This is a genomic window from Burkholderia sp. KJ006, from assembly GCF_000262695.1.
GTDB lineage: Bacteria > Pseudomonadota > Gammaproteobacteria > Burkholderiales > Burkholderiaceae > Burkholderia > Burkholderia vietnamiensis.
This window is the reverse complement of the sequence record NC_017921.1, coordinates 2,317,863-2,343,065: the sequence shown is the minus strand read 5'-3', so window position 1 is coordinate 2,343,065 and position 25,203 is coordinate 2,317,863. Positions and strand designations below refer to the sequence as shown.

The following is a 25,203-nucleotide window of genomic DNA, read 5'->3' as shown; positions in this document are numbered from 1 at the left end:
CATTCCTTCACCATAACGACAAGGACCACGACATGGGTCTGCTGGGAAAGCTGTTCGGGAAGAAACCGCGCGACGAGGCCGCCTCGCTCACGCCGCCCGCATCGTCTACGCAACGCACGCAGCCGTCGGACGCCGACGCGGACGCGGACGAACAGCGCGGCCCCGACATCGCCCCCGAACTGGCCGCGGCGCTGGCGGCATATCAGGCCGGCCGGCACGAAGCGGCGATCGCGGCTGCCGCGCCGCATGCGCAACGGCTGGCCGACGCGGCGCGTCTGTGCGCGCTGTCGTATTCGGCGCTGCAGCGCTACGCGGAGGCATTCCCTTACTGGCTCGAATTGTTCGGCCATGAGCCGAGTGCGCACAACGCGGTGCAGCTCGCGACGACGTCGGTGATGTGCGACGAAGTGGAGCGCGGCGAGGCGTGGATGCAGAAGGCGGCCGAGATCAATCATGAGACGCACGAACAGTCCGACGTCGCCGCGCGCACGAACTTCATTTCGGCATTGATGCAAAGCGGTCATGCGCGCGAGGCGCTGCCGCATCTCGGGTGGCTGCGCGACGTGTACGGCCATGTGCGCATCACCGATTCGACGTTCCTCTACATGCGCGGGATTCCGTTCTTCGGCGCGTTCCTCGAGAACAGCCTCGAGATCCTGAAGGCCACGCAGCCGGCCGACGCGATCGTGCAGTGGTATGGAGAACTCAGCGGCAAGCTCGACGACGAAGGCGAAGCGCAGCTTGCCGCGTGGGTCGCCAAGTTGCCCGCGTAGCGGGCCGGCACCCCCGGCCCCGGCCGGGGCCGTTAGCGACCGGCCGTGACGCCGGTCGCTGCTCACCGCCTTCGCTCAGCGCGCGGCGCTATCGCGGCCCGCCTGCCTGATGCACGCGATGCGGTACACGCCGTCGTCCACTTCGACGCCGTGCGTATCGTGCGTGAAGCCCGGGAAGCGCCGGTCGAACTGTTCGAGCGCCTTCAGGTAACCGAGCAGCGGACCGTCGGCCGGCCCTGCGTTCTCGCCCGGCATCAGCAGCGGAATGCCGGGCGGATAGGGCACGACGCCGGTCGCGACGGTGCGGCCGGCCATCTCCGACAGCTCGAGCATCTCGATGTCGTTGTGAACCAGATGCTCGTACGCCTCGGCCGGGCTGTAGTCCGGCTGCGGCAGCGTCGAGAAGCCGCGCGACATCATCTCGGTCGTCTTCAGGTCGCTCATCGCGGCGAACATCAGATCGCACAGCTCGCGCAGCCCCAGCTTGCCGTAACGCTCCGGATAGCGCGCGACGAGCTCCGGCAGCGCTTGCTCGAGCGGCGCGTTCGCATCGTAGTCGCGCTTGAAGTCGAGCAGCGTGTTGACGAGCGTGCCCCACTTGCCCTTCGTCACGCCGAGCGAGAACAGGAACAGGATCGTGAAGTCGGTCGTCTTCTCGACGACGATCCCTTGCCGGTCAAGATAGGCCGTCACCACCGACGCGGGAATGCCGACCGGCATCAGCCCGCCGTGCGGCGCGACGCCCGGCGTGACGATCGACACCTTGATCGGGTCGAGCATGCAGTAGTCGTCCTCGATCGCGCCGAAGCCGTGCCACGTGTCGCCCGGATGCAGCACCCAGCACGACGGATCGGTCGCGAGCAGCGTCTCGTCCGCTTCGTGGAACGGCACGCGTCGCCCGGTCTTGCGGTCGACGACCGTGTCCGGCTGCCAGCCGTCGAAGAACCAGTCGTCGTTCTCGTCGTATTCCGCATGCAGGCGCGCCAGCATCCGGCGAAACGACACGGCCTCGCGGATCGCGTCGGTCGTCAGCGCTTCGCCGCCGGGGCCGTCCATCATCGCCGCGCTCACGTCGTTCGACGCGATGATCGCGTAGTTCGGCGACGTCGACGCGTGCATCATGTACGCCTCGTTGAAGCGCGCGTGCTCGATCGGATTGCGGCCGTCGCGGATATGGATGAACGACGCCTGCGACAGCGCGGCGAGCAGCTTGTGCGTCGATTGCGTCGCGAACACCGTCGGCTTGCTCGCGTCGTGCTGCGCCGGATCGCCGTGCATCGCATAACGATCGCGGTAGATCGGGTTGAAGCGCGCATAGCCGTACCAGGCTTCGTCGAAATGCAGGCGGTCGACGCTCTGGCCGAGCAGCTCCTCGACGCGCGCGACGTTGTAGCACAGCCCGTCGTAGGTCGAGTTCGTGATCAGCGCGTGCACGGGCGTCGGGCTGATGCCGTCGCGGCCGCGCACCAGCGGGTTCGCGTCGATCGCGAGCCGCACGGCCGCGGCCGTGAGCCGCTCGGGCATGATCGGGCCGATGATGCCGTAGTGGTTGCGCGACGGGATCAGGTAGGTCGGAATCGCGCCGGACATCGTCATCGCGTGCTCGGCCGATTTGTGGCAGTTGCGGTCGCACAGCGCGACCTGATTGCGCGTGACGCTCGCCATCAGGATCACGCGGTTCGACATCGACGAGCCGTTCGTCACGTGATACGTGCGATGCGCGCCGAACACGCGCGCCGCATAGCGCTCGCTGTCGCCGATCGGGCCGGAGTGGTCGAGCAGCGAGCCGAGTTCGCCGACCGAGATCGACAGGTCCGAGCGAAACAGCGCTTCGCCGAAGAATTCGAAGTAGGCGCGCCCGACCGGCGACTTCAGGAACGCGGTGCCGCCCGTATGGCCCGGCGTGTGCCACGAGTATTCGTACACGCGCGAGAACTGCGCGAGCGCGCGGAACATCGGCGGCAGCACCGTCTCGCGGTAGCGTTCGATCGCGGCGACGATCCGCCCGCCGATGAACGCGGTGGTGTCCTCGAGCATCCAGATGAAGTCGTCGGCCTTGCGCATCGCGTCGACCGGAATCGCGGCCGCGCTCGCGCGGCTCGCGAGCAGGAACACCGGCACCGTCGCGTTGCGCGCGCGCATTGCGTCGAGCACGGCCTGCGCGGGCGCGTGGGCCGGATCGTTGCCGAGTTCCCAGTTGAGCAGCAGGCACTGGATCGCCGGATCGGCGACGACCACCGCGCACGCGTCGTCGGCGGAGGTCGCGATCACGACGTCGACGAGCCGCGTGCGCAATTCTTCGGCGAGCGCGGTGGCGGCGCGGCCGGTCGCGGTTCGCTCGTCGATGTCGTGCTGCACGAGCAGCGCCTTCATCCCGAGGCGGCGCAATGCGGGTTGGGTCAAGGAAGCGGTCATCTGTTATTCCCCCGTGTGCTGGGTTGCCGCGACGCCCGCGGCCGGCGAGCGTGCGTGAAGGAGATCGGCCTCGTGCTGGCCGACGGAGATCCAGAACGTCGCGGCGAGCGCGACGATGGTGACGCCGAGCGCGAAGTAGCGCACCCAGCGCGGCGAACGGCCGCCCGGATGGACGTGGGTTTCCTCGATTTCGCGCTGGCGGTTGATCGACAGTTCGTAGAACACGATCGTCGCGATCACGAAGATCAGCGACCAGCGCGTCTGCTGGCCGTCGGAGCCGACCATCGCCCACAGCGAGTAGACCGCGCCGATCAGGCCGACGATCGTGTAGAACGTGAACTGGTGCGGCGGCATCTTGCCGTAGCCGAGCACCTTGATCGCGATGCACGAGTAGATGTACGGCAGCAGCGTCATGATCACCGCGATCGACGCGATCTTGCCGAACTGCTGGCTTGCGCTCGGCGACATCGTCGCGAGCACCTGCACGGTCATGATGACGGCGACGATCGCGAGCCCCGCCGACGGCACGTTCTTCGAGTTCACGCGTGCGAACACGCTGGCGAACAGGCCGTCGTCGGCCGCGGCCTTCGCGGTCTGTCCGACCAGCAGCGTCCAGCCCGCGAGCGAGCCGAGGCAGCCGAGCGCCGCGCACAGCGCGACCGCGTTCGCGGCGGTGTCGCCGAGCGCGAGGCGCGCGGCGTCGGCGAACGGCGCGCTCGAGGCGAGCAGCGCCTTGTTCGGAATCATCCCCATGATGACGGTCGAGCTGAGCACGTAGCAGACGGCCGCGAGCACCACGCCGCCGACGGTCGCGATCGGCACGTTGCGCGACGGATTCTCGACCACGCCGGCCGACACCGACGCGCTCTCGACGCCGATGAACGCCCACAGCGTGAAGTTCAGCGTCGCGCCGATCGCGCCGATGCTGCTCGTGCCCGACACGTTCCAGCCCGCGAGATAGACGTCCTTGCTGAACCAGAACCAGCCGAACAGGGCCATCCCGAGGATCGGCACCAGCGCGACGACGGTCGTGACCGACTGCACGCGGCCGACCACGTTCGGCCCGAGGATGTTCGCGTAGGTGAACAGCCAGATCACGAAGATCTGCGCGAGCGCGAACACCAGCGGGTCCTTCATCACCGGGAAGAAGTGCGTGAGGTAGCCGAGTCCCGCGACCGCGAGGCCGACGTTGCCGAGCACGTTCGCGAGCCAGTAGATCAGGTTGGTCTGATAGCCCATGTACGGGCCGAACGATTTTCTGGCGTACGCGTAGGGGCCGCCAGCGGCCGGGTCGATCGCCGCGAGCTTCGCGAACACCAGCGCGAGCGAGACGGCGCCGACGACGGTGATCAACCAGCCGAAGATCGCGATGCCGCCGGTGGCGGCGAGGTTCGCGGGCAGCATGAAGACGCCGGAACCCATCATGTTGCCCGCCACCATCAGCGTGGCGGGAACGACGCCGATCTTCGGCGCGTCGGACGCTGCCGACGCAGCGGTGGAACGGGAGGAGGACGAGCTGGCATCGGACATGCGAGGCTCCTTGAACGGACGTGATGCGGTTGAGGTGGCGCGGCCGGCGCCGGTGGACGATTCCGAAATGGATCGCCGTTTTATTAACGTCGCCATGTTATCGCTTTGGCCCGTTCTGGTAATGGTAAACGCCGGAATTTAATGACTTTAATATTGATTCATGTCATTGAAAGTAGGCGGGCGGCGACGCGCCGTTTCGGTATGTCGGGCGCTCGGCCTTTACTGATAAGGGCTTCGCCGATTTTCTCGGTCATTCGCTGGATGCGCGGAACAACCGGCGCCCGGTAAATATCCTTGACGAAATGGCTAAATCAATTCGCGGCCTAAATAATCCGGCGGCTCGTAATCGTTTTGGTTGATGGGGCGCGTTCTGCCGAACGGTATCGCTCGCCGGCCGTGGCGGAAAGGGCACTGAAAGCCAGCGCGCCGTGAATGCACCCGGGCGGCGGGCCGTCGGCGTATCATCCGAATCTTCGTCAGCCCGATCCCGGCACCCACCATGACCTCCGTCGACACTACCCCCGTCCTCGACCATGACAAGCTCGTCGCCTTCGTCGAGCGCAAGTGGAACGATGAAATTCTCCACGCCCTGACCGACTACATCGCGATCCCCGCGAAGAGCCCCGCGTTCGACCCGGACTGGGCGAAACGCGGCTATCTGGAGCGCGTCGTGACCGATGCCGCGCAGTGGGCCGAACGCCAGCCGGTGAAAGGGCTGAAGCTCGAGATCGTTCGGCTGCCGGGCCGCACGCCCGTGATCTTCTTCGAAACGCCGGCGACGCGCGCGGGCAGCACCGACACGATCCTGCTGTACGGCCACCTCGACAAGCAGCCCGAATTCGACGGCTGGCGCGCCGACCTCGGCCCGTGGACGCCGAAGTTCGAGAACGGTAAGCTGTACGGCCGCGGCGGCGCGGACGACGGCTATGCGATCTACGCGAGCCTCGCGGCGCTCGGCGCGCTCGACGAGCAGGGCGTCGAACGGCCGCGCTGCGTCGGCCTGATCGAGACGTGCGAGGAGTCGGGCAGCTACGATCTGCTGCCGTACGTCGACGCGCTGCGCGACCGGCTCGGCCAGGTATCGCTCGTCGTGTGCCTCGATTCCGGCGCAGGCAACTACGACCAGATGTGGCTCACGACGTCGTTGCGCGGGCTGGTGTCCGGCGATCTGCAGGTCGAGGTGCTCGACGAAGGCGTTCATTCGGGCGTGTTCGGCGGTATCGCGCCGTCGAGCTTCCGCGTGATGCGGCAGCTGTTCGAGCGCCTCGAGGACGCCGGCAGCGGCAACCTGCTGCCGCGCGTGTTCCATTGCGAGATTCCCGACAGCCGCGTGCGCGAAGCCGATGCGGCCGCGGTCATCCTCGGCGATGCGGTATGGAAGGGCCTGCCGTGGGCCTGCGGCGCGGACGGCAAGCCGGTGCTGCCGACCACGACCGACCCGCGCGAGGCGCTGCTGAATTCGACGTGGCGGCCGTCGCTGTCGGTGACCGGCGCGTCCGGGTTGCCGGCGCTCGCCGATGCGGGCAACGTGCTGCGGCCGCGCACCGCGTTCAAGCTGTCGCTGCGCCTGCCGCCGCTCGTCGACGCCGCGCAGGCCGTGCAGCAGTTGAAGGAACTGCTCGAACTCGATCCGCCGTACAACGCGCGCGTCACGTTCAAGCCGGATGCGGGCGCCGCGACCGGCTGGAGCGCGCCCGATCTCGCGCCGTGGCTCGCGTCGTCGCTCGATGCCGCGTCGCACCGCCACTTCGGCGCAGCGTGCGGGTACATGGGCCTCGGCGGCACGATCCCGCTGATGAACGTGTTGCAGGCCGGCTTCCCGTCGGCGCAGTTCATGGTGTGCGGCGTGCTGGGGCCGAAGTCGAACGCGCACGGCCCGAACGAGTTCCTGCACGTGCCGTATGCGAAGAAGCTGACCGCGGCGGTCGCGGACGTGATCGCTTCCGCTCGCTGAGCGCGATGGCCGGCCGATCGGGCCGGCGTCGGTCTGAACCCCTGGAGTCCTGCCGATGACTGTGCCGCCGATACCCGATACCGATGCGTTGTGCATGCGCGCCGAGCCGCTGCACGACTTCGTCGCCGCGCTGTGGGAACGGGCCGGCAGCAGCGCGCGCGAGGCGCGGCTGGTTGCCGAGCACCTGGTCGGCGCGAACCTCGCCGGTCACGATTCGCACGGCATCGGGATGATCCCGAACTACGTCGCATCCTGCCGCGAAGGGCAGTTGCAGTTGAACCGGCATGCGGCGATCGTGCGCGACGGCGGCGCGGTGCTGACGATCGACGGCGGCCGCGGCTTCGGGCAGGTGATCGCGTTCGAGGCAATGGTCGAGGGCATCGAGCGCGCGCGGCGCATGGGCATCTGCGCGATCGGATTGCGCGACGTGCATCATCTCGGCCGCATCGGCCACTGGGCCGAGCAATGCGCGCGATCGGGGCTCGCTTCGTTCCATTTCGTCAACGTGCCGGGCGATCTGCTGGTCGCGCCGCTTCACGGCGCCGATCCCCGGTTCGGCACCAATCCGTTCTGCGCCGCGTATCCGCGCGCCGGGCGCGCGCCGCTGCTGCTCGATTTCGCGACCAGCGCGGTCGCGTACGGCAAGACGCGCGTCGCGTACCACCAGCGCAAGCGCGTGCCGGCGGGCGCGCTGATCGACCATCGCGGGCGGCCGACCGACGATCCGGCCGTCATGCACGAGCAACCGTTCGGCGCGCTGCTGCCGTTCGGGCTGCACAAGGGTTATGCGCTCGCCGCGATGTGCGAGGTGTTCGGCGGCGCACTCGTCGGCGGGCATACGACCTACGACGGCACGTTGCAGAAGACCAGCGCGATCGTCAACGGCATGCTGTCGGTGTTGATCGATCCGAACGCGTTCGATGCGGCCGATGCGCAGCGCGAGGCCGATGCGTTCGTCGCGTGGGCGAAGGCGTCGCCGCGTTCCGGCGACGCGCCGGTGCAGATGCCCGGCGAGCCGGAGGAGGCGAGCCGCGCCGAGCGGCTCGCGCACGGCATCCCGGTCGATCGGCCGACGTGGCGTCAGATCGGCGACAGCGCGGCGGCGCTCGGCTTCGACGCCGCCGAATTCGACGCATGGACGCAACGCTGCGTCGGCGCCGCGTGATGCACCGGCAAGAAGGAGCGTGCCGATGAGCTGGCAGGCAGACAAGGCGCACGGCGACGAGATCGCGTATCGGCTCGCGATGCTCGGCAACGTCGTGGTGACGCGATTCTTCGGCGGCGCGGCGATGCGGCTCGACGGCGTGATGTTCGGCTTCCTCGCGCGCGGGTCGCTGTTCTTGCGCGTCGACGACTTGAATCGTCCGGCGTTCGTCGCGGCGGGGATGGGGCCGTTTTCGTATACGGGGCGCACGCGTACCGTCGCGCTCGAAGGCTATTACGAAACGCCCGCCGACGTGCTCGAGGATGCGGGCGCGCTGTTCGACTGGTGTCGCGGCGCGTATCGGGCGGCGTTGCTTGCGGGGGCGCCCAAGCGCAAAGCGAAGGCGAGGCGGAAGCCGGTGGACGAGGGTGAGGCGGAGTCGCGGTCGATGCGTGGGCGCAGTGTCAAGCCGTCCGCGAAACCTGACGCGAAGCGGGCGACGGAATCGGCTTCGAAGCGTGCGTCGAAAGCGGAAACGAAATCCGGAGCGAAACCGGTGTCGAAGCGTAGGCAGGCGTAGCGTCGGTCGGCGCCGCGGCGCTCGGTGTTCGCTGCTCTTGGCATTCGGCACGCGACGCTCAGGACTCTTACTCGGTGCTCGGTGCCCAGTGCTCGATGCTCAGTGCCCTGCGCCGTCCACCCGCATACGCCCTGACGATTCGCGCGCCGCACGTTGCTCGCATCCGCTAGACGAAACTTCAAGCATGCCGCGCGCTGTTTCTCCGCGCTTCACAACGGCGGTCGCGGCGTTTATGATCGGCGCGAGCCGCACGCGACATCTGAGCGGCCCGCACCGCGACACCCGCCCCGCGAACGGCGCATCGACGCCGCGCTGAATGCATTCCCCACTCATCGTTGCAGATGGAGACAACCGATGCTCGTGCTGATTCTCGGTTTGGCGATCTTCCTCGGCGTACATTCGATCCGCATCGTGGCCAGCCGCTGGCGCGCCGCGACGATCGCGCGCGTCGGTGAGCGCGGCTGGAAGGCCGGCTATTCGGTTGCGTCGCTGATCGGCTTGGTGTTGATCGTGCGCGGCTACGGGATCGCCCGCGACAGCGCGACGCTGCTGTGGGTCTCGCCGGTCGGCGTGCGCCATCTGACGGGCATGTTGACTGCGATCGCGTTCGTGCTGATCGCCGCGTCGTACGTGCCGCGCAACCGGATCAAGACGCTCGCCGGGCATCCGATGGTCGCCGGCGTGATGGTGTGGGCCGTCGCGCATCTGCTCGTCAACGGCACGTTGCGGGCGGCCGTGTTGTTCGGCGCATTCTTCGTGTGGTCGCTCATCCTGTTCATCGCGTCGCGCACGCGCGATCGGCGCGACCGCGTCCGTTATCCGGCGGGCCGTCTGTCGGGCGATGTGTCGGCGATCGCGGCCGGCGTCGTCGCATGGGCGGTGTTTGCGCTGTTCCTGCACGGCCCGTTGATCGGCGTGCGGCCGTTCGGTTGAACGTTGCGCGTGCGCAGGCTCGGCGACTGCGTCACGCCGATCGGCCGCGGCCCGGCGCGCGAGCGGCAGGCATCGCCCGGCCTACCGGCCGACGCATTCAACATCGGTGGCGGCATTGACCGACGGCGGGCACGATCGCGCGGCGGCTGGCGAGTTCGCCCGCGCATCGACGCGGGCGCATGGCGACGACGCTCGCGGCACGCGCGTCAGAGCGGCCTGACGAACAGCCCGACCGTCAGTGCCGCGCCGATACAGACGATGGCGATCCGCAGCACGCGCTCGTTCACGCGATGCAGCGCCCATGCGCCGAGCAGGCCGCCGACGATCGCGCCGCTGCCGAGCGCAAGCGCCGCGCCCCAGTGCAATTGCGGCGAGGTGACGAACAGCAGGACCGCCGACGCGTTCATCACGCCCGCGAGCGCGTTCTTGGTCGACATCGCGTGACGCGGCGACAGGCCGGCCATCGTGAGCGCGGCCATCATCAGGAAGCCGATACCGCCGCCGAAATAGCCGCCGTAGATCGCGATCAGGAACTGCGAGATCCCGGCCGCCATCGGGCCGAGATGCTGCGCGGCCTCGGTCGGCTTGCGGAAGAAGCTGCCCCATGCGAACACGACGGTTGCGAACAGCACGAGCCACGGCACCAGCTGCGAGAAGATCGACGACGGCGTTTTGAGCAGCAGCAGCCCGCCGAGCGCGCCGCCGATCACGCTGATCACAAACAGCGCGCGAAACGACAGCGTGCCTGCGCCGCGGACCATCTTGCGGCTTGCCCAGCCGGTCGTGACCTGGCCGGGAAACAGCGCGACCGTCGACGTGATGTTGGCCGCGAGCGGCGACATCCCCGATACGATCAGCGCCGGTAGCGTGACGAACGAACCGCCGCCCGCGAGGGCGTTCTGGAGACCGGCCCACAGGCCGGCGAGGATGATGAGGACGAGCATCGGTGCGCAGGAAGGGTAGCGTGGCAGGGCGCGCCGGCGGCGAGCGCGAGCGCGAAGGTGGCCCGATGGTAATGCAGGATCGCGTCCGCGCAAAGGCGGTGCGTGCGCTCCGTTTCAGACGCGCACGGGCGGCCGCCGTGCGGCGGCGCATCGGCCGGCTGCGTCAACCGATCGTGTCAACCCGTCGCATCAACCAACCGCATCAACCAGCCGGCGCGGGCAGCGCCGACGCCCGGTCATTCGTTCGATTGCGGCGCGGCATCTTCCTGCGTATCGCCGTCGGCGTCCGGATAGACGACCGCACCGTCGTCGCGGACCGTCGCGCCGGCCGTGATGCGCGCCGGCTCGACACGATTCAGGCCCATGATGTGCAGCACCGTCTCGCCGCGCGCGAGCAGGTAGTCGGACACGATACGCCGGTGACAGCGCCACCAGACGGCCTCCGAACACATGAGCGCGCAGCGCTGCTGCTCCCCGAGCGCGATCAGCCGCGTGAGGCCGGCGCGGAATTCCGGCGACAGCGCGTAGTCGGCATACCGATGGAAGCTGCGGTTCGTCCAGAAGCCGTTGAGTGCGTCGGGCACGTCGCGCGACTTGCCGCGCAGCCCGCCGAGCTCGGCGATGTGCTCGTAGCCGATGTCGGCGGCGGCCAGCGCGTCGGGCAGCGTTGCCTCGTTGAACTGCGGGTTGGTGCGCGAGCGCGTCATCTTGCGGATATCGACGAGCAGCGTGATGTCGACGGCCCGCAGCATCGCGACGAGTTCGCCGAGCGTGCGGTTCGAATGGCCGATCGTGTAGAACGGGAGCGTCACGTGCGCTCCTTGCCGGCGACGCGTTCGAGCACGCGGCCGCGATGCGCGGCGATGTGGTCGGTGCGATCGCTTTTGATGTCGTATTGGGGGTCGTCGGGCGACGCGCGATGACGATGGCCCTTGTAGTCGAAATCCTGCGTGTGCACCGCGATGATCGTGCCGGTCACGTGACCGGCTTCGGAATTCCAGCGGACATGGTCGCCCGGTTCGAACGGCGTCGTCATGCGGGAGCCTCCTCGTGGTGATGCTGTTGCGATACGGCCGCAAGCTGCGGGTGGAGCGAGCCACGCCAGTATGCACATTGCCGCGCTTTCGCGCGTGCGAGGTGCATCGTGTGGGGTCTCGGGCAGGCTCGTCCATGCAATCTGCATGCCCTGTGTCGAGGTCTGAAGTGACATTTTTGCTTCGCGAGCATCGACGACTTTGCTTTGGCCGACGGCTCGACGACGATCAGGCGAAGCAGATGAAAGTCGATCCCGATCCGATCGTCCGGCATATGGCGCAGTCTCCGAACGACCGCCTCGAATCGGCGCGCGGTTCGGCAATGGACCGCCGACAGGACATCGTGCATCAGCAAAACTCTGGCAGTTTTTGCAGATGCGTTGTCATCTTCCACAAATTCATGCTCGCTGGATGTCGATAAAGTACGCATCACGGAGACGCTTCAAAGCACCGACGTGCCGGGTTCCGTGCTTCGGGCCGGTAGTGAACAAGCGTTGTGCGATGTCGATGGCCGCGATGCGTCATGAACCCATGATGCAGCGCTTCGAGCGCTGTTCAGCACCATCGACGGATCGCCGAGAGATCGACCGTAAGGTCGGGTCAGATAGGGAGTCAATCATCATGAAATTTGTCATTTCGAAAGTCGCAAAGGCAATCGTGTCCGCGTGCGCCATTCAGAGGGCCGACGTCATGGTCTGCAATTCGGCGGGACAGCAGATCCCGTACGTCATGTTGTTCACCATGTATGGCTTCGTCTGAGCGCGGCGCCACGGCTTCACAAGGAAGGAGATTCTCATGCGCACGGCAATTGCAGCGATACTCTGGTTCGTCACGTGCATCCCGTTGGTCGCGAGCGCCGGTGTAGTCGATGCGGGCTGCGCCGCGGCCGTGGTCACGAGCGGAAAGACACGCGCCGAAGTGCGGGCCGAACTCATTCAGGCAGAACGCGACGGCTGGATTCCGACTCACTCGCCCAGGCAGCGGACCTATCCGCCCGATATGGCGCAGGCTCGCCGGAATCGGGATGTCCGCGATGCAGGCGCGGTGGCGACGCCATCCTTGCAGGCGTCGAACCAGCAGCCTTGAACAATGACCCTGGCGTCCGCATGCTTGCGCTGCAATATCGCTGCATCGTCATGTAGGCTCCAGGGCGAGCCACGCTCAGAACTTATGTCGTATAGCGAGCCGATAAACCATCTGGTGGTTATTCGACGAATCTCCGGAGCCGCCGATGTTGGCGACGGCTGGCGCGCCCGTCGACGATGTGCCCGAAGCGCGCTGCCAGCCGCCGGAGAGGTACACGTCGGTACGCTTCGACAGCAGATAGTCCAGCGTGAACGCCACCTGATTGTAGTGCTGGTTGCCGACGGCATTGCCTTGTGCCGTCGTGACGCTCCGCGCGTTCATGTAGTCGTACGCGACGCCGACGAAAAAGACCGGCGTGACACGGTAGTTCAACCCGATGTCGTAGTTGTTGAAGACGGCGGTGCCGTTCATGAACCCCGCGCCGAGATTGGCGTATTGAACGTTCGAATACGATGCGCTGATCGTCGCGTTTCCGATCGTGTAGGCCGCCGCGATGACGGCGTCCTGATAGGCCTGCGCGACCTGATAGGCCGAGTTCAGAGAGGAGGCCAGCAGATTGAAGCCGCTTGCATAGTTGGTGAACCATCCGTTGCCTGGCGTCGAGGTCGGGTGTTTGAAGTAATCGAACGCCGCGCCGATCTGAAGCGGACCGTGTGTGTAACCGACTCCAAGCGAATAGCCCGACGTCGACGTGAAGTCGCCGGGTACGCCGCCAAGGCTATATTCGACGCCAAAGGAGAAGCCGCGGAAGTCCGGGCTCATGTAGCGCACCGAGTTGTTGAATCGCACGCTGTTGCTGGTGTTGTCGAAATCTCCCGGATGCGCGCTCGGCAGGTCGCCAACCGCCGCGGATCCGGCAAGAAACTCGGGGAAATACCACACCATGTCGTATTGGCGGCCGGCGGTGAGAGAGCCGTAAGTGTCGCTGCTCAGTCCGACGAAAGCCTGCCGGCCGAACGCCGTGCCGCCCTGGGCAAACTGTCCGTTGTTCACGTTGATGCCGGACTCGAGCGTAAAAATCGCCTTGAGACCGCCACCCAGATCTTCCTTGCCGGTCAGCCCCCAGCGGCTGCCGTCGATGCCGTCCAGCGAGTCCATGTAGACGGCCTTGCCGCCGCCTACGTTGGTCTGGTAATGAATGCCGTTGTCGATCTCGCCATAGAGTGTGACGCTGCTCTGGCTATGCGCGACGGAACTGGCCAGCCCCACGAGCGAGCCGACAATGATTTCGATTTTTTTGGTTTTCATGAGATCTCCGCAATCAAAAGGCCATACAAAAGAACGGTTCACTTGACGTTCATCGATTCAGCGAGCGGTACCGGTCAGGCCGAAAAGGATTTCTTCAGGCCGTTCTTCGTCAGGCCATAGCAAGCGCCCATCAGCGCCACGCAAGCCGCTGCAATGAGGATTGGCGCGGCTGCCACGCGAAACATCGCGTCGACGCTCCAGTTGTTCGCGTAAAGGACGCCCGCGAGGTAAGTGCCGCCCGCGGCGCCGAGCCGACCGAATCCGTAGGCCCACGCGACGCCCGGGGCGCGCAATTCCGGGCTATAGAACAGCGTGCACAACGCGATCGCGCAGGTTTGTCCGCCGCTGATGCAAAAGCCGCAAAAGAAGATCGTCGTGAGTAAGGCGAGATGCGATGAGCCGATCGCGATGGAGATTGCGTACATCGACACGGCGCCGCCGACGTAGACCGCGGACAGAATTCTGTAAGGGCTCGTGCGATCCATGATGGGTCCCATCAGCAGACTGGCCACCATGCCGCCGATGATCACGGTGATGGTCGCCCAGACCACGAGCGCGGGTGGGAACGAGATGGACGCGAGAACGGTCGGCAGCCAGCTCTGCAGAAAATAGAACGCGGCCAGGTTGATGGCGAATACGGCCCACAGCAGGAATGTCCCAACGCGGAATTGTGCGGAGAACAATCCGAGCACACTTGCGTCTGCCGGCTTCTCTTCGTGAGTGACCAGTTCGCTGTCCGCTTGCAGCGTGAAATCGGGAAAGAGGCGCTTGGTTGCACGAAGCAATTCACCGGGCTGCGCGTTTGCCGACAGGTAGGCCACGGATTCCGGCAGCAGCGGAACGAGCAACACCGTCAAGCCGAGTGCCGCGAGCCCGCCCAGCCACAGTGGGCCTTCCCAGCCGAACCGCGGGATCAACGCGCTGCTGCAGATGCCCGCGAAGATGAACCCCAGCGCATATCCCATGTAGACGAGAATGACGAAAGTCGCGCGGGTTCTCTTCGGGCTGAATTCCGAAACGAGGCCCACCGCGCAAGGCGTGGCCGCTCCGAGGCCGATGCCGGTGAGGAACCTCAAGGCGATCAGTTGCGGCACGCTGGTGGCAAAGACGGTCAGGACGGTGAACAGGCCGAAAGCAGCGGTTGCCACGAAAGCGATCTTCTTCGTGCCGAAGCGTCGGGTCGCGAACGGAATGCCGAAATTGCCGATCAGCAACCCGAAGAACACCGCTGAAAAAATCGCACCGAATACGGCCTTGGGCAGTTGCCATTCTTTCGCGAGAACGGGCACGATGAAGCTGATGACCTGAGTGTCGAAACCGTCGAAAAGCATCAGCAGCGCGCAGAAGGCGACGATGAAATACTGCCTCCTGCCGATTCTGCGACTGTCGATGATGTCGTAGACGTTGATTTTCCGTATTTCCACATCGTTCTCCTCGCGTTAAAAGAAAAGGTTTTACTTCGGGTATTGCACTTTCTTGCAGGGTTAAAGGTGATGGCGCGAATGGGCGGGCATTCGGTGCCATTAAAGCGGGCTTGAAGAATCGACGTTTAATACGACGAATACTTGATTAATTTCAGAAGCTGATTGCTGATGCAAATGCGGCGGCCCGGCGGATTCGGCCAACGACCGTGCCGTGCCGTCCCGTCCCGCACGGGGCAAGTGCCATGCACAATGGTGCGGTGCCGTCGTCCGTTCGGTATTGGTGTGAAAAAACTGTCTCGCTCGATTTATTATTCCGTCGCTCCGTATTTCATTGCGTTTGAAGAAATCCGGGGCGCCGGCATCGTGAAGTCATCTTGATTGCACGGAGAAATATTGCCGCAGTCCAGGCAGTATTTATTATTCTTGTGTTGCCGCGGCGGCGCTCCGTTCGGCAGATTGTGCGGTGAGAGCGGTTGATCGAAGCGTAATTCGCGGTCGGTGGCTCGCTGAACTTCGCGGTGCCGTCCACGCCGATCTGCTCGACGCCATCGTGGCGTTCGCCCGACTCGTGAAGCGTGCCCGTGACGTGCCACAGCCCACGTACGAAGCACAATCGGGTCCGAACCGGACTGCATGGGCATCGACACCGTCGAACCGCTCACGCGCGAGCCCGGACGTCGGGCGTCCGGGAAGGGGCGGTCTCGCGCAATGAAGTCGTGGCGCCATTCCAGCGTGGCACGTGATGCGGCTGTGCCTGCTTATGCTTCGCATCGTTCGCCACAATTTCAACATGTCGCTAGAATGCCCGATATGAACCGTTACGTTAGCCTTCCTGATTTTGCGGATCCGGACGCGATCGATCGGCCGGCGGTGGCGATGTGCATGCACGTCGACGAGCATGCTGCCGAAATTCCGGTTCACAAGCATCAGAAGGGGCAACTGGTGCTGGCGTTGCACGGCGCCGTGACCTGCCGGGTCGCGGGCGCGTTCTGGATCGTCCCGCCGCAATGCGGCGTCTGGATTCCCGGCGAGATGCCGCACAGTAACCATGCGACACCCAATGCCCGGCTTTGCTATCTGTTCGCCGAGCCCGGTGTCGTCGACCTGCCGACGGAGTGCTGCACGCTCTCCATTTCGCCGATGCTGCGCGAAATGATCCTGCATCTGGCCGGTGCGCCGCTCGACTACGAGCAGGGCGGCCATACCGACCGGCTTGCGCGCGTGCTGTTGCATGAGCTGACGTTGATGCCGGTCGAGCGCCTCTATCTGCCGGTTACGGATCATCCGCGCATCCGGCAGATGGCGGACGCGTTGAACGCCAATCCCGGCGATCGCAGCACCGTCGCGCAATGGGCGAAGCGTCTCGCCATGAGCGAGCGTTCGCTGGCAAGACTCGTCGTCAGTGAAACGGGACTGACCTTCGGCCGCTGGCGGCAGCAGTTGCAATTGCTCGTTGCGGTGCGCGAACTTGCCGGCGGCGCTTCCGTGCAACGCGTGTCGGACGAACTCGGCTACGAGTCGGTAACCGCCTTCATCACCATGTTCAAGAAAGCGCTCGGGCATTCGCCAGGCCGCTATTTCGCCGCGCTGGCTCGCACGCAATCGGAGGCCGGGCTCGCGCCGGCGGCTGCGACCGAGATGGACGACCGAGCGGATGGCGCAGCGGACGTTGTGGGCGATGCATGAAGCCGCGCCTTCGTCCGTTTTCCCGCCCGTGACGCCGGGTTCTCCACGCGAGACCGCGCGCATCGAATAGAAATGCTGTAGATCGCGCATTCCGCAGAAGACACTGCAGCCGACACCGCTTTGGCGGCCTTCAATACGACCACACATTCTGCGGCATCCCCCGTAATCTTTGCGCACTCGCCACTGAACTCGCATTGCTTTTACGGAGTTGCAAGATGACCGACTTATCGACGGGGACACCCTCGATCCTTTCCCTGGGCCAGACGAAAATCGACGACGACCCACTCGAAACCGCCGAATGGCTCGATGCGCTCGATGGCGTGGTTCGGCATGCCGGTGCCGAACGGGCTCAGTACCTGTTCGATCGGCTCGCGGCCCACGCGTCGTCCAACGGTATCGCAACGGCGCGCCTCAATGTCACGCCCTACGCGAATACGATCGCCGTCGATCAGCAGCCGCCGTATCCGGGAGACTTCGATATCGAAGAAAAGCTTGCCGCCGCGCTGCGCTGGAATGCGCTGGCCATGGTCGTGCGGGCCAATCGCGCCTACGGCGAACTCGGCGGGCATATTGCCAGCTATGCGTCGGCGGCCGACCTGTTCGAAGTGGGCTTCAATCATTTCTTTCGCGGCGCGAACGATGCCAACGGTGGCGATCTCGTCTATTTTCAACCCCATTCCGCGCCGGGCGTTTACGCGCGGGCTTACCTCGAGGGTTTTCTCGACGAAGCGCATCTCGAGCATTACCGACAGGAAATCACCGGTGCAGGCCTGTGTTCCTACCCGCACCCGTGGCTGATGCCGGACTTCTGGCAGTTCCCGACCGGCTCGATGGGTATTGGGCCGATCAACTCGATCTACCAGGCGCGCTTCATGCGCTACCTGCAGAACCGCGGACTGCAACGCACGGAAGGCCGCAAGGTGTGGGGCTATTTCGGCGATGGCGAAATGGACGAACCCGAGGCGATCGGCGCACTGTCGCTGGCGGCGCGCGAGGGTCTCGACAATCTCGTGTTCGTGATCAACTGCAATTTGCAGCGGCTCGACGGACCGGTGCGCAGCAATGGCCGCATCATCGACGAACTCGAGGCGCAGTTCACGGGGGCGGGCTGGAACGTCATCAAGGTGTTGTGGGGTTCGGACTGGGATCCCCTGTTCGCACGCGATCGCAGTGGGGCGCTGTTGCGCGCGTTCGCGCACACCGTGGACGGCCAGTTCCAGACTTTTTCCGCCAACGACGGCGCCTACAATCGTGACCGCTTTTTCGGCCAGAACGCCGAACTGGCCGCGCTCGCCGCGCATCTGAGCAACGACGATATCGACCGCCTGCGGCGCGGCGGCCACGATGTGCGCAAATTGCACGCTGCCTACGACAAGGCGTCGAAACACCGCGGGCAACCTACGGTGATTCTCGCGAAGACGATGAAGGGCTTCGGCATGGGCTCGATCGGCCAGGGGCGCATGACCACACATCAGCAAAAGAAGCTCGACATCGAACAGTTGAAGGCGTTTCGCGACCGCTTTCGCCTGCCGCTCTCCGACGACGATGTCGAACAACTCAAGTTCTACAAGCCGGACGAAAACAGTGCCGTCATGCAGTATCTGCACGCGCGCCGTGCGGCGCTGGGCGGCTATCTTCCGCGCAGGCGCACAGCTGCGTCGCACGCGCCCGCCGTGCCCGCGATGTCGTCGTGGGGACGATTCGCGCTCGATACCAACGACAAGGAAATGTCGACCACGATGGCGTTCGTGCGCATGCTCGGCAACCTGTTGAAGGACGCCGAGCTGGGGCCGCGTGTGGTGCCCGTCGTCGCCGACGAGGCGCGCACCTTCGGCATGGCGAATCTGTTCCGGCAAATCGGCATCTATTCTCCGCTCGGTCAACTGTACGAGCCGGAAGACATGGGTTCGATGCTCTATTACCGTGAGGATACGGGCGGCCAGATTCTGGAAGAGGGCATCTCCGAGGCGGGCGCGGTGTCGTCGTGGATTGCGGCGGCGACGTCATACAGCGTGCACGATCTGACGATGCTGCCGTTCTATATCTACTACTCGATGTTCGGTTTCCAGCGCATCGGCGACCTGATCTGGGCGGCTGCCGACCAGCGCGCGCGCGGTTTCCTGATCGGCGCGACGGCCGGCAAGACGACGCTCGGCGGTGAGGGTCTGCAGCATCAGGACGGCACGAGCCACCTTGCGGCCTCGACGATACCGAACTGCCGTGCGTACGATCCGGCGTTCGCGTACGAAGTGGCGATGATCGTCGACGAAGGCGTGCAGGAGATGATCGCGCGTCAGCGCGACGTCTTTTACTACATGACCGTCACCAACGAAAACTACGCACAGCGTTCGTTGACTGAAGCGGATCTCGATCGCGTCCGTAGCGGCGTGCTCAAGGGGATGTACGTGCTGGAGCCCGCGCAGATCGAGATCGCGCAGGTGCAGTTGCTCGGCTCGGGCGCGATTCTCGGTGAGGTCCAGGCCGCGGCACGGATGTTGAAAGACGACTGGCATATCGACGCGGCCGTCTGGAGCGTGACGAGCTTCACCGAATTACATCGCGACGGCGTGTCCGCGGAGCGTGCGCAGCGGCTATTGGCGCGCGGCGAGCCTGCGGTGCCCTACGTGACGGCGGCCCTGGGCGCCGCGCGTGGACCGGTGATCGCCGCGACCGACTATGTGCGCGCCGTGCCCGAGCTGATCCGCGCGTATGTACCGTCCCGCTACGTCGTGCTCGGCACCGACGGCTTCGGGCGCAGCGATACACGTGCGGCGTTGCGTGCGTTCTTCGAAGTGGACCGTGCGTCGATCGTGATCGCCGCGCTGAAAGCACTCGTCGACGAGGGCCGGCAGGACCCTGACGTCGTGCGTCAGGCGATCGACCGATACGGGCGAAGCGGAACCGGGCTGACCGAACCCTGGCTGGTCTAGCACCCGTTGACCGGTGAGCGTCGTGCGAGCGGCGCGCGAAGCGGCTGCTCGAAGGCCTTGCGCGTCCATCGGTCCATCGCGGGAAATCCGATCGAATCTAGTGCGTCCGACCTGATGAAGAGGGGGCGTTGACTGTTGAAATGCTTGCTGTTGGAGACGAATGTGCGGGTGACACGAATAGAAGTACCGGATATCGGCGATTACAAGAACATCCCCGTGATCGAAGTTCTGGTGGGAGTCGGACAACGCGTCGAACGGGAGCAGTCGCTCGTCGTGCTCGAGTCGGACAAGGCGACGATGGATGTGCCCAGTCCCGCCGCTGGCGTGATCAGGGAGATGAAGGTCGCGGTCGGCGAAACGGTGTCGCAAGGCACGTTGATCGCGCTGCTCGACAGCGACGGCGAGCGGCAGGACGACGCGGCGCCTGTGCCTGCGACCGCCTCGGCTGCGCGCGATCTCGCGTGTCCGTCGGCGAATGTCGCGACAGGGCTGGTGCCGGCGCTTGCGCCGGCGCCCGAACTGGAATCCGCATCCGCGCCATTGCAATGCGCGCCGGCGCGCGAAGGCGAGCCGTCTCGCGCCAACCACGCGTCGCCGTCGGTGCGCAAGTTCGCGCGCGAGCTCGGCGTCGACGTCGCGCGCGTGCCGGGCAGCGGCCCGAAGGGGCGCATCACCAAGGACGACATCACGGGCTTCGTGAAGGGCGTGATGTCGGGCCAGCGCGCGGCGCCGGGCGCGGCAGCCGCGCCGGCAGGCGGCGGCGAGCTGAATCTGCTGCCGTGGCCGAAGGTCGACTTCGCGAAGTTCGGCCCGTTCGAGGCGAAGCCGCTGTCGCGCATCAAGAAGATCTCGGGCGCGAACCTGCATCGCAACTGGGTGATGATCCCGCACGTCACGAACAACGACGAAGCGGACATCACCGAGCTCGAAGCGCTGCGCGTGCAGTTGAACAAGGAGCACGAGAAGGCGGGCGTGAAGTTCACGATGCTCGCGTTCGTGATCAAGGCAGTGGTGGCCGCGCTGAAGAAATTCCCGACCTTCAACGCGAGCCTCGACGGCGACAACCTGGTGTTCAAGCAGTACTACCACATCGGGTTCGCGGCCGACACGCCGAACGGTCTCGTCGTACCGGTGATCCGCGATGCGGACAAGAAGGGCCTCGTCGACATCGCGAAGGAAATGGCCGAGCTGTCGAAGGCCGCGCGCGACGGCAAGCTCAAGCCCGACCAGATGCAGGGCGGCTGCTTCTCGATCTCGTCGCTCGGCGGGATCGGCGGCACGCACTTCACGCCGATCATCAACGCGCCGGAAGTGGCGATCCTCGGGTTGTCGCGCGGGCAGATGAAGCCGGTGTGGGACGGCAAGCAGTTCGTGCCGCGGTTGACGTTGCCGCTTTCCCTGGCGTTCGATCATCGCGTGATCGATGGCGCTGAAGCCGCGCGGTTCAATGCTTATCTTGGCGCGTTGCTTGGGGATTTCCGTCGCATCGTTCTTTGATGAGAAGAGGGGCTCGCGGGGGCGTGCGTTTTTGTCGGTGCGCCTCTTACTGTCGTTGAACCTGTTTTGCATACGGTCTGCTGGCGTCGCCCCTGCGCGGGGCGGCGGTCACTTTTCTTTGTCTTCCAAAGAAAAGTAACCAAAAGAAAGGCGCGTCCTTGGGCGGACAGCAAAGGTGGTTCTGCCCAGGTTCGCGTTCTCTTGTCAGGCCGTGGCCGGTTCGTCGCGCGAGTTTCCATTCCCTCTCTCCGTAGCCAACAAGAAGGGGACGTACATGAGTCTCATCGAAGTCAAAGTTCCAGATATCGGCGATTTCAGCGGCGTCGATGTCATCGAAGTCAACATCAAGCCCGGCGACGTGATCGAAAAAGAGCAAACGCTCCTCACGCTCGAATCCGATAAGGCATCCATGGAAGTGCCCAGCGACATCGCCGGCACCGTCAAGGAAATCAAAGTCAAAGCCGGCGACAAAGTCTCGCAAGGCACCGTGATCGCACTCGTCGAAGCATCGACAGGCGCAGCCGCGCCGGCACCCGCGAAAGCACCCGAAGCACCGAAGCCCGCAGCGGCTGCGCCGGCTCCGGCCGCTGCCGCCCCGGCACCCGCGCCGCAAGTCGGCAGCTACGGCGGCTCAGCCGACATCGAATGCGACATGCTCGTACTCGGCGCCGGCCCCGGCGGCTACTCGGCCGCATTCCGCGCCGCCGACCTCGGCATGAAGACGGTACTCGTCGAACGCTATTCGACACTCGGCGGCGTATGCCTGAACGTCGGCTGCATCCCGTCGAAAGCACTGCTGCACACGGCGCTCGTCGTCGAGGAAGCCGCAGCGCTCGCGTCGCACGGCATCACGTTCGGCAAGCCCGAAGTCGACCTCGACAAGCTGCGCGACTTCAAGGGCGGCGTCGTCAAGAAGCTGACCACCGGCCTCGCCGGCATGGCGAAGGCGCGCAAGGTCGAAGTCGTGACCGGCATCGGCGCATTCGTCGACCCGTTCCACATGGAAGTGCAGGGCGACAACGGCAAGAAGGTCGTCAAGTTCAAGCAGGCCATCATCGCAGCCGGCTCGCAAGCAGTGAAGCTGCCGTTCATGCCGGAAGACCCGCGCGTCGTCGATTCGACCGGTGCACTCGAGTTGCGCCAGCTGCCCAAGCGGATGCTCGTGATCGGCGGCGGCATCATCGGCCTCGAAATGGCGACGGTGTACTCGACGCTCGGCGCCGAGATCGACGTCGTCGAAATGATGGACGGCCTGATGATGGGCGCCGACCGCGATCTCGTGAAGGTCTGGGAAAAGTTCAACGCGAAGCGCTTCGGCAACGTGATGCTGAAGACCAAGACGGTCGGCGCCCAAGCGAAGGAAGACGGCATCTACGTGAAGTTCGAAGGCGAGAAGGCGCCCGCGGAAGCGCAGCGCTACGACCTCGTGCTCGTCGCGGTGGGCCGCAGCCCGAACGGCAAGAAGATCGGCGCGGACAAGGCGGGCGTCGCGGTCACCGAGCGTGGCTTCATCGACGTCGACAAGCAGATGCGCACGAACGTGCCGCACATCTTCGCGATCGGCGATATCGTCGGCCAGCCGATGCTCGCGCACAAGGCCGTGCATGAAGGCCACGTCGCAGCCGAAGCCGCTCACGGCGAAAAGGCGTACTTCGACGCGCTGCAGATTCCGTCGGTGGCATACACCGATCCGGAAGTGGCATGGGCCGGCAAGACGGAAGATCAGTGCAAGGCCGAAGGCATCAAGTACGGCAAGGCGGTGTTCCCGTGGGCCGCGTCGGGCCGCGCGATCGCGAACGGCCGCGACGAAGGCTTCACGAAGCTGATCTTCGACGAGGCAACCCATCGCGTGATCGGCGGCGGCATCGTGGGCCTGAACGCGGGCGACCTCATCAGCGAAGTGTGTCTCGCAGTCGAAATGGGCGCGGACGCCGAAGACATCGGCAAGACGATTCACCCGCACCCGACGCTCGGCGAATCGGTCGGCATGGCCGCCGAATTGTACGAAGGCGTCTGTACGGACTTGCCGCCGCCCAGAAAGGCCTGATCGCCATCTCGGCTTGCGTGTCGCAAGTATGACGAGTTGCGGGTTTTCCCGAGCGTGCGGCGACAATGACCGTTTTTGGTGATAACTCGACTTTTTATCAGAATTTTCCGCGGAGCTGCCAGGCATAAACTTGTTCATCAGGTGATGTTGTTCGAATGCCTGCTGGAGCGGAAATCGATGTTCTGCCGCGCTAGCGAGCGTTCGAGCTTCAGGGCACCGGAGCCTTGTGCAAAGAGGAGACGCGGGCTATGAACGTTGCGCTGGACAGGATAGACCTTAGCATCCTGAGTGAACTTCAGGAGGACTCAAGTTTGACGAATCTCGAACTGGCGGCTCGAGTCAACCTGTCGCCCTCTCCCTGTCTCGTCAGGGTCAGAAATCTGGAGCGTCTCGGTGTAATCAGCCGACGCGTCGCCGTGCTCAATGCGTCCCTGCTCGGCCTGGGCATCATGGCCATCGTCGAGATCAGTCTGGAGCGGCAGGGCATGCAGGCGCGGGAGAGTTTCGCCGACACGGTCAGAGGCATCACCGAAGTCATGGACTGCTTCATGATGACCGGGCAAACCGACTATCTGCTGCGGGTGGTGGCGAGAGATCTCGTCGAACTCGAACACATCATCACGCACAAGCTGACGTCGCTTCCCGGTGTGGCCAGCGTTCGCTCGAACGTCGTCCTGAAACGGCTTGCCAACAAGACGACGCTTCCCATCGACAAGACGCGGCCCATTCAGATTCATGGACTGGCGCAGGCGTCGTGATCACATCGCGCAAGGTGCTCTCATGAGTAACGCAATGTCCGCCGGCCGGCCGGCAGATTCGCGCGCCGACATCGCAACGGCGTTGGAGATTATCGAAGAAGCGCGCGCCGGGCGGATGTTCATTCTGGTCGACGACGAGGACCGTGAGAACGAAGGCGACCTCGTCATTCCCGCGCAATTCGCCACGCCCGACGCCGTCAACTTCATGGCGACGCATGCGCGCGGCTTGATCTGTCTCGCGATGACGCGCTCGCGCTGCGAATCGCTGGGTTTGCATTTGATGAGCCGAATCAACGGTTCGCGGCACGAGACGGCCTTCACGGTGTCGATCGAGGCGCGTGACGGTGTGAGCACCGGCATCTCGGCGGCCGACCGCTCCCGCACGATTTCGCTGGCGATCAATCCGGAAACGGGGCGAGACGAGCTCGTTTCTCCCGGACACGTCTTTCCACTCATGGCGCGCGACGGCGGCACGCTCGTGCGCGCGGGCCACACCGAGGCGGCGGTAGATATCGCCCGGCTGGCCGGGCTCGCACCGGCCGGTGCGATCTGCGAAATCATGAACGACGACGGCACCATGGCGAGGCTGCCGGACCTCATCGCCTTTTCACGGCGGCATCAGCTGAAGCTGGGCACGATCGCCGATCTCATCGCATATCGCCGACGAACGGAACGGCTCGTGGAGGCCGTTGAACACGGGAGCTTCACCGAGCCGAATGGACGGCATTGGCGGATCGTGGTCTACCGGAACCGGATCGATCAGGTCGAGCATATCGCCTTCGTCATGGGCGATCTACGGGGCGCCGACCCCGTTCTCGTGCGCATGCATGCAATGGATACCATGAACGACGTCATCGGCGGTCACCACCTCGCGTCCCTGCGCGGCGCCGCGCGTTTGCTGGAGAACGAGAATCGCGGCGTCATCGTGGTGATCCGCGAATCCCGCCTCACGGCCGTGTCCGAGCGTGTGCGTGCCATGATGCATCCCAAGCCTGCCGAGCCGGAGCTGCGCGATTACGGAATAGGCGCGCAAATTCTCACCGAACTCGGCGTGAAGAACATGATCCTGCTCTCCAATCATGAAAGAACGATCGTGGGCCTGGAGGGCTACGGTTTGAACATGGTCGAGCAGAGAAAAATAGAGCGGATTCACGACTATCAGGAAGTTTGACGCCATCCGGTCGCGCTGCCGTGCCGATGCAGAAATCGGGTCGTCCCGT

Annotated in this window: 22 protein-coding genes; 15 read left to right on the top strand and 7 right to left on the bottom strand. The window is 65.0% G+C overall.

Annotated elements, in window-relative coordinates; translation table 11 throughout:
* The first annotated feature begins 32 nt into the window (after positions 1-32).
* Positions 33-773 carry a hypothetical protein gene (locus tag MYA_RS24140; RefSeq protein ID WP_011882701.1) on the top strand — a complete coding sequence of 247 codons (741 nt, stop codon included), beginning with the start codon at positions 33-35 and terminating at the stop codon, positions 771-773.
* A 75-nt stretch (positions 774-848) separates the two neighbouring features.
* On the opposite strand, the gene MYA_RS24135 is transcribed toward MYA_RS24140, so the two are convergent.
* A complete protein-coding gene (locus MYA_RS24135) occupies positions 849-3,188 on the bottom strand; it encodes an Orn/Lys/Arg decarboxylase N-terminal domain-containing protein (protein WP_014725479.1) in 2,340 nt (779 codons plus the stop codon).
* Positions 3,189-3,191: 3 nt separating this feature from the next.
* Entirely contained in the window at positions 3,192-4,718 is a 1,527-nt protein-coding gene (gene adiC / locus MYA_RS24130) for an arginine/agmatine antiporter (RefSeq protein ID WP_011882699.1), read from the bottom strand.
* On the opposite strand from adiC, the gene MYA_RS31860 reads away from it, so the two are divergent.
* The 5 genes from MYA_RS31860 to MYA_RS24110 all read left to right on the top strand — a co-directional run bounded on the left by MYA_RS31860 (position 4,612) and on the right by MYA_RS24110 (position 9,329).
* Positions 4,612-4,860 (top strand): hypothetical protein, encoded by a 249-nt coding sequence (locus MYA_RS31860; RefSeq protein WP_162471376.1) that lies wholly within the window; start codon positions 4,612-4,614, stop codon positions 4,858-4,860. The genes adiC and MYA_RS31860 overlap by 107 nt on opposite strands.
* A 357-nt stretch (positions 4,861-5,217) precedes the next feature.
* Positions 5,218-6,672, top strand: a complete 1,455-nt coding sequence (locus tag MYA_RS24125) for a M20 family metallopeptidase (protein WP_014725477.1) — start codon at positions 5,218-5,220, stop codon at positions 6,670-6,672.
* A 55-nt stretch (positions 6,673-6,727) separates the two neighbouring features.
* Complete coding sequence (locus MYA_RS24120) at positions 6,728-7,837, top strand: malate/lactate/ureidoglycolate dehydrogenase (protein WP_011882697.1); 1,110 nt, start codon at positions 6,728-6,730, stop codon at positions 7,835-7,837.
* A 79-nt stretch (positions 7,838-7,916) separates the two neighbouring features.
* Positions 7,917-8,396 (top strand): TfoX/Sxy family protein, encoded by a 480-nt coding sequence (locus MYA_RS24115; protein WP_238539593.1) that lies wholly within the window; start codon positions 7,917-7,919, stop codon positions 8,394-8,396.
* 354 nt (positions 8,397-8,750) lie between these two features.
* Positions 8,751-9,329: an NnrU family protein gene (locus MYA_RS24110; RefSeq protein WP_011882695.1), complete on the top strand. Its 579-nt coding sequence runs from the start codon at positions 8,751-8,753 to the stop codon at positions 9,327-9,329.
* A gap of 206 nt (positions 9,330-9,535) precedes the next feature.
* On the opposite strand, the gene MYA_RS24105 is transcribed toward MYA_RS24110, so the two are convergent.
* The 3 genes from MYA_RS24105 to MYA_RS24095 form a co-directional block, all read right to left on the bottom strand.
* Positions 9,536-10,273: a sulfite exporter TauE/SafE family protein gene (locus MYA_RS24105; RefSeq protein WP_011882694.1), complete on the bottom strand. Its 738-nt coding sequence runs from the start codon at positions 10,271-10,273 to the stop codon at positions 9,536-9,538.
* Between the two features lie 236 nt (positions 10,274-10,509).
* The gene (locus tag MYA_RS24100) at positions 10,510-11,085 is read right to left on the bottom strand and encodes a DUF488 domain-containing protein (RefSeq protein ID WP_014725473.1); all 576 of its coding nucleotides are present in this window, start codon (positions 11,083-11,085) and stop codon (positions 10,510-10,512) included.
* A complete protein-coding gene (locus MYA_RS24095) occupies positions 11,082-11,309 on the bottom strand; it encodes a DUF2945 domain-containing protein (RefSeq protein ID WP_014725472.1) in 228 nt (75 codons plus the stop codon). Before MYA_RS24095 ends, MYA_RS24100 begins: the two co-directional genes overlap by 4 nt.
* Before the next feature lie 239 nt (positions 11,310-11,548).
* Here MYA_RS24095 and MYA_RS31490 point away from each other — a divergent pair, with 239 nt between their 5' ends.
* From MYA_RS31490 to MYA_RS24085, 3 genes are all read left to right on the top strand, one after another.
* Positions 11,549-11,728 carry a hypothetical protein gene (locus MYA_RS31490; protein ID WP_146230260.1) on the top strand — a complete coding sequence of 60 codons (180 nt, stop codon included), beginning with the start codon at positions 11,549-11,551 and terminating at the stop codon, positions 11,726-11,728.
* Positions 11,729-11,808: 80 nt separating this feature from the next.
* Positions 11,809-12,066: a hypothetical protein gene (locus MYA_RS24090; protein WP_041494225.1), complete on the top strand. Its 258-nt coding sequence runs from the start codon at positions 11,809-11,811 to the stop codon at positions 12,064-12,066.
* 36 nt (positions 12,067-12,102) lie between these two features.
* A complete protein-coding gene (locus tag MYA_RS24085) occupies positions 12,103-12,393 on the top strand; it encodes a DUF4148 domain-containing protein (RefSeq protein WP_224024983.1) in 291 nt (96 codons plus the stop codon).
* 75 nt (positions 12,394-12,468) lie between these two features.
* On the opposite strand, the gene MYA_RS24080 is transcribed toward MYA_RS24085, so the two are convergent.
* Positions 12,469-13,641 carry a porin gene (locus MYA_RS24080; protein ID WP_041494224.1) on the bottom strand — a complete coding sequence of 391 codons (1,173 nt, stop codon included), beginning with the start codon at positions 13,639-13,641 and terminating at the stop codon, positions 12,469-12,471.
* Between the two features lie 74 nt (positions 13,642-13,715).
* Complete coding sequence (locus MYA_RS24075) at positions 13,716-15,065, bottom strand: MFS transporter (RefSeq protein ID WP_011882689.1); 1,350 nt, start codon at positions 15,063-15,065, stop codon at positions 13,716-13,718.
* A gap of 708 nt (positions 15,066-15,773) precedes the next feature.
* On the opposite strand from MYA_RS24075, the gene MYA_RS24070 reads away from it, so the two are divergent.
* The 6 genes from MYA_RS24070 (at position 15,774) to ribB (ending at position 25,154) form a co-directional block, all read left to right on the top strand.
* Positions 15,774-16,751 (top strand): AraC family transcriptional regulator, encoded by a 978-nt coding sequence (locus MYA_RS24070; RefSeq protein ID WP_011548540.1) that lies wholly within the window; start codon positions 15,774-15,776, stop codon positions 16,749-16,751.
* Positions 16,752-16,966: 215 nt separating this feature from the next.
* Positions 16,967-19,681 carry an alpha-ketoglutarate dehydrogenase gene (mdeB, locus tag MYA_RS24065; protein ID WP_014725467.1) on the top strand — a complete coding sequence of 905 codons (2,715 nt, stop codon included), beginning with the start codon at positions 16,967-16,969 and terminating at the stop codon, positions 19,679-19,681.
* Positions 19,682-19,843: 162 nt separating this feature from the next.
* On the top strand, positions 19,844-21,178 hold the full coding sequence (gene aceF, locus MYA_RS24060; RefSeq protein WP_193373724.1) for a dihydrolipoyllysine-residue acetyltransferase: 1,335 nt from the start codon (positions 19,844-19,846) through the stop codon (positions 21,176-21,178).
* A gap of 274 nt (positions 21,179-21,452) precedes the next feature.
* A complete protein-coding gene (gene lpdA / locus MYA_RS24055; protein WP_014725465.1) occupies positions 21,453-23,225 on the top strand; it encodes a dihydrolipoyl dehydrogenase in 1,773 nt (590 codons plus the stop codon).
* A gap of 248 nt (positions 23,226-23,473) precedes the next feature.
* Positions 23,474-23,983 (top strand): Lrp/AsnC family transcriptional regulator, encoded by a 510-nt coding sequence (locus MYA_RS24050; RefSeq protein ID WP_011661374.1) that lies wholly within the window; start codon positions 23,474-23,476, stop codon positions 23,981-23,983.
* A gap of 22 nt (positions 23,984-24,005) precedes the next feature.
* Complete coding sequence (gene ribB, locus MYA_RS24045; RefSeq protein WP_011882683.1) at positions 24,006-25,154, top strand: 3,4-dihydroxy-2-butanone-4-phosphate synthase; 1,149 nt, start codon at positions 24,006-24,008, stop codon at positions 25,152-25,154.
* Positions 25,155-25,203 lie beyond the last annotated feature (49 nt).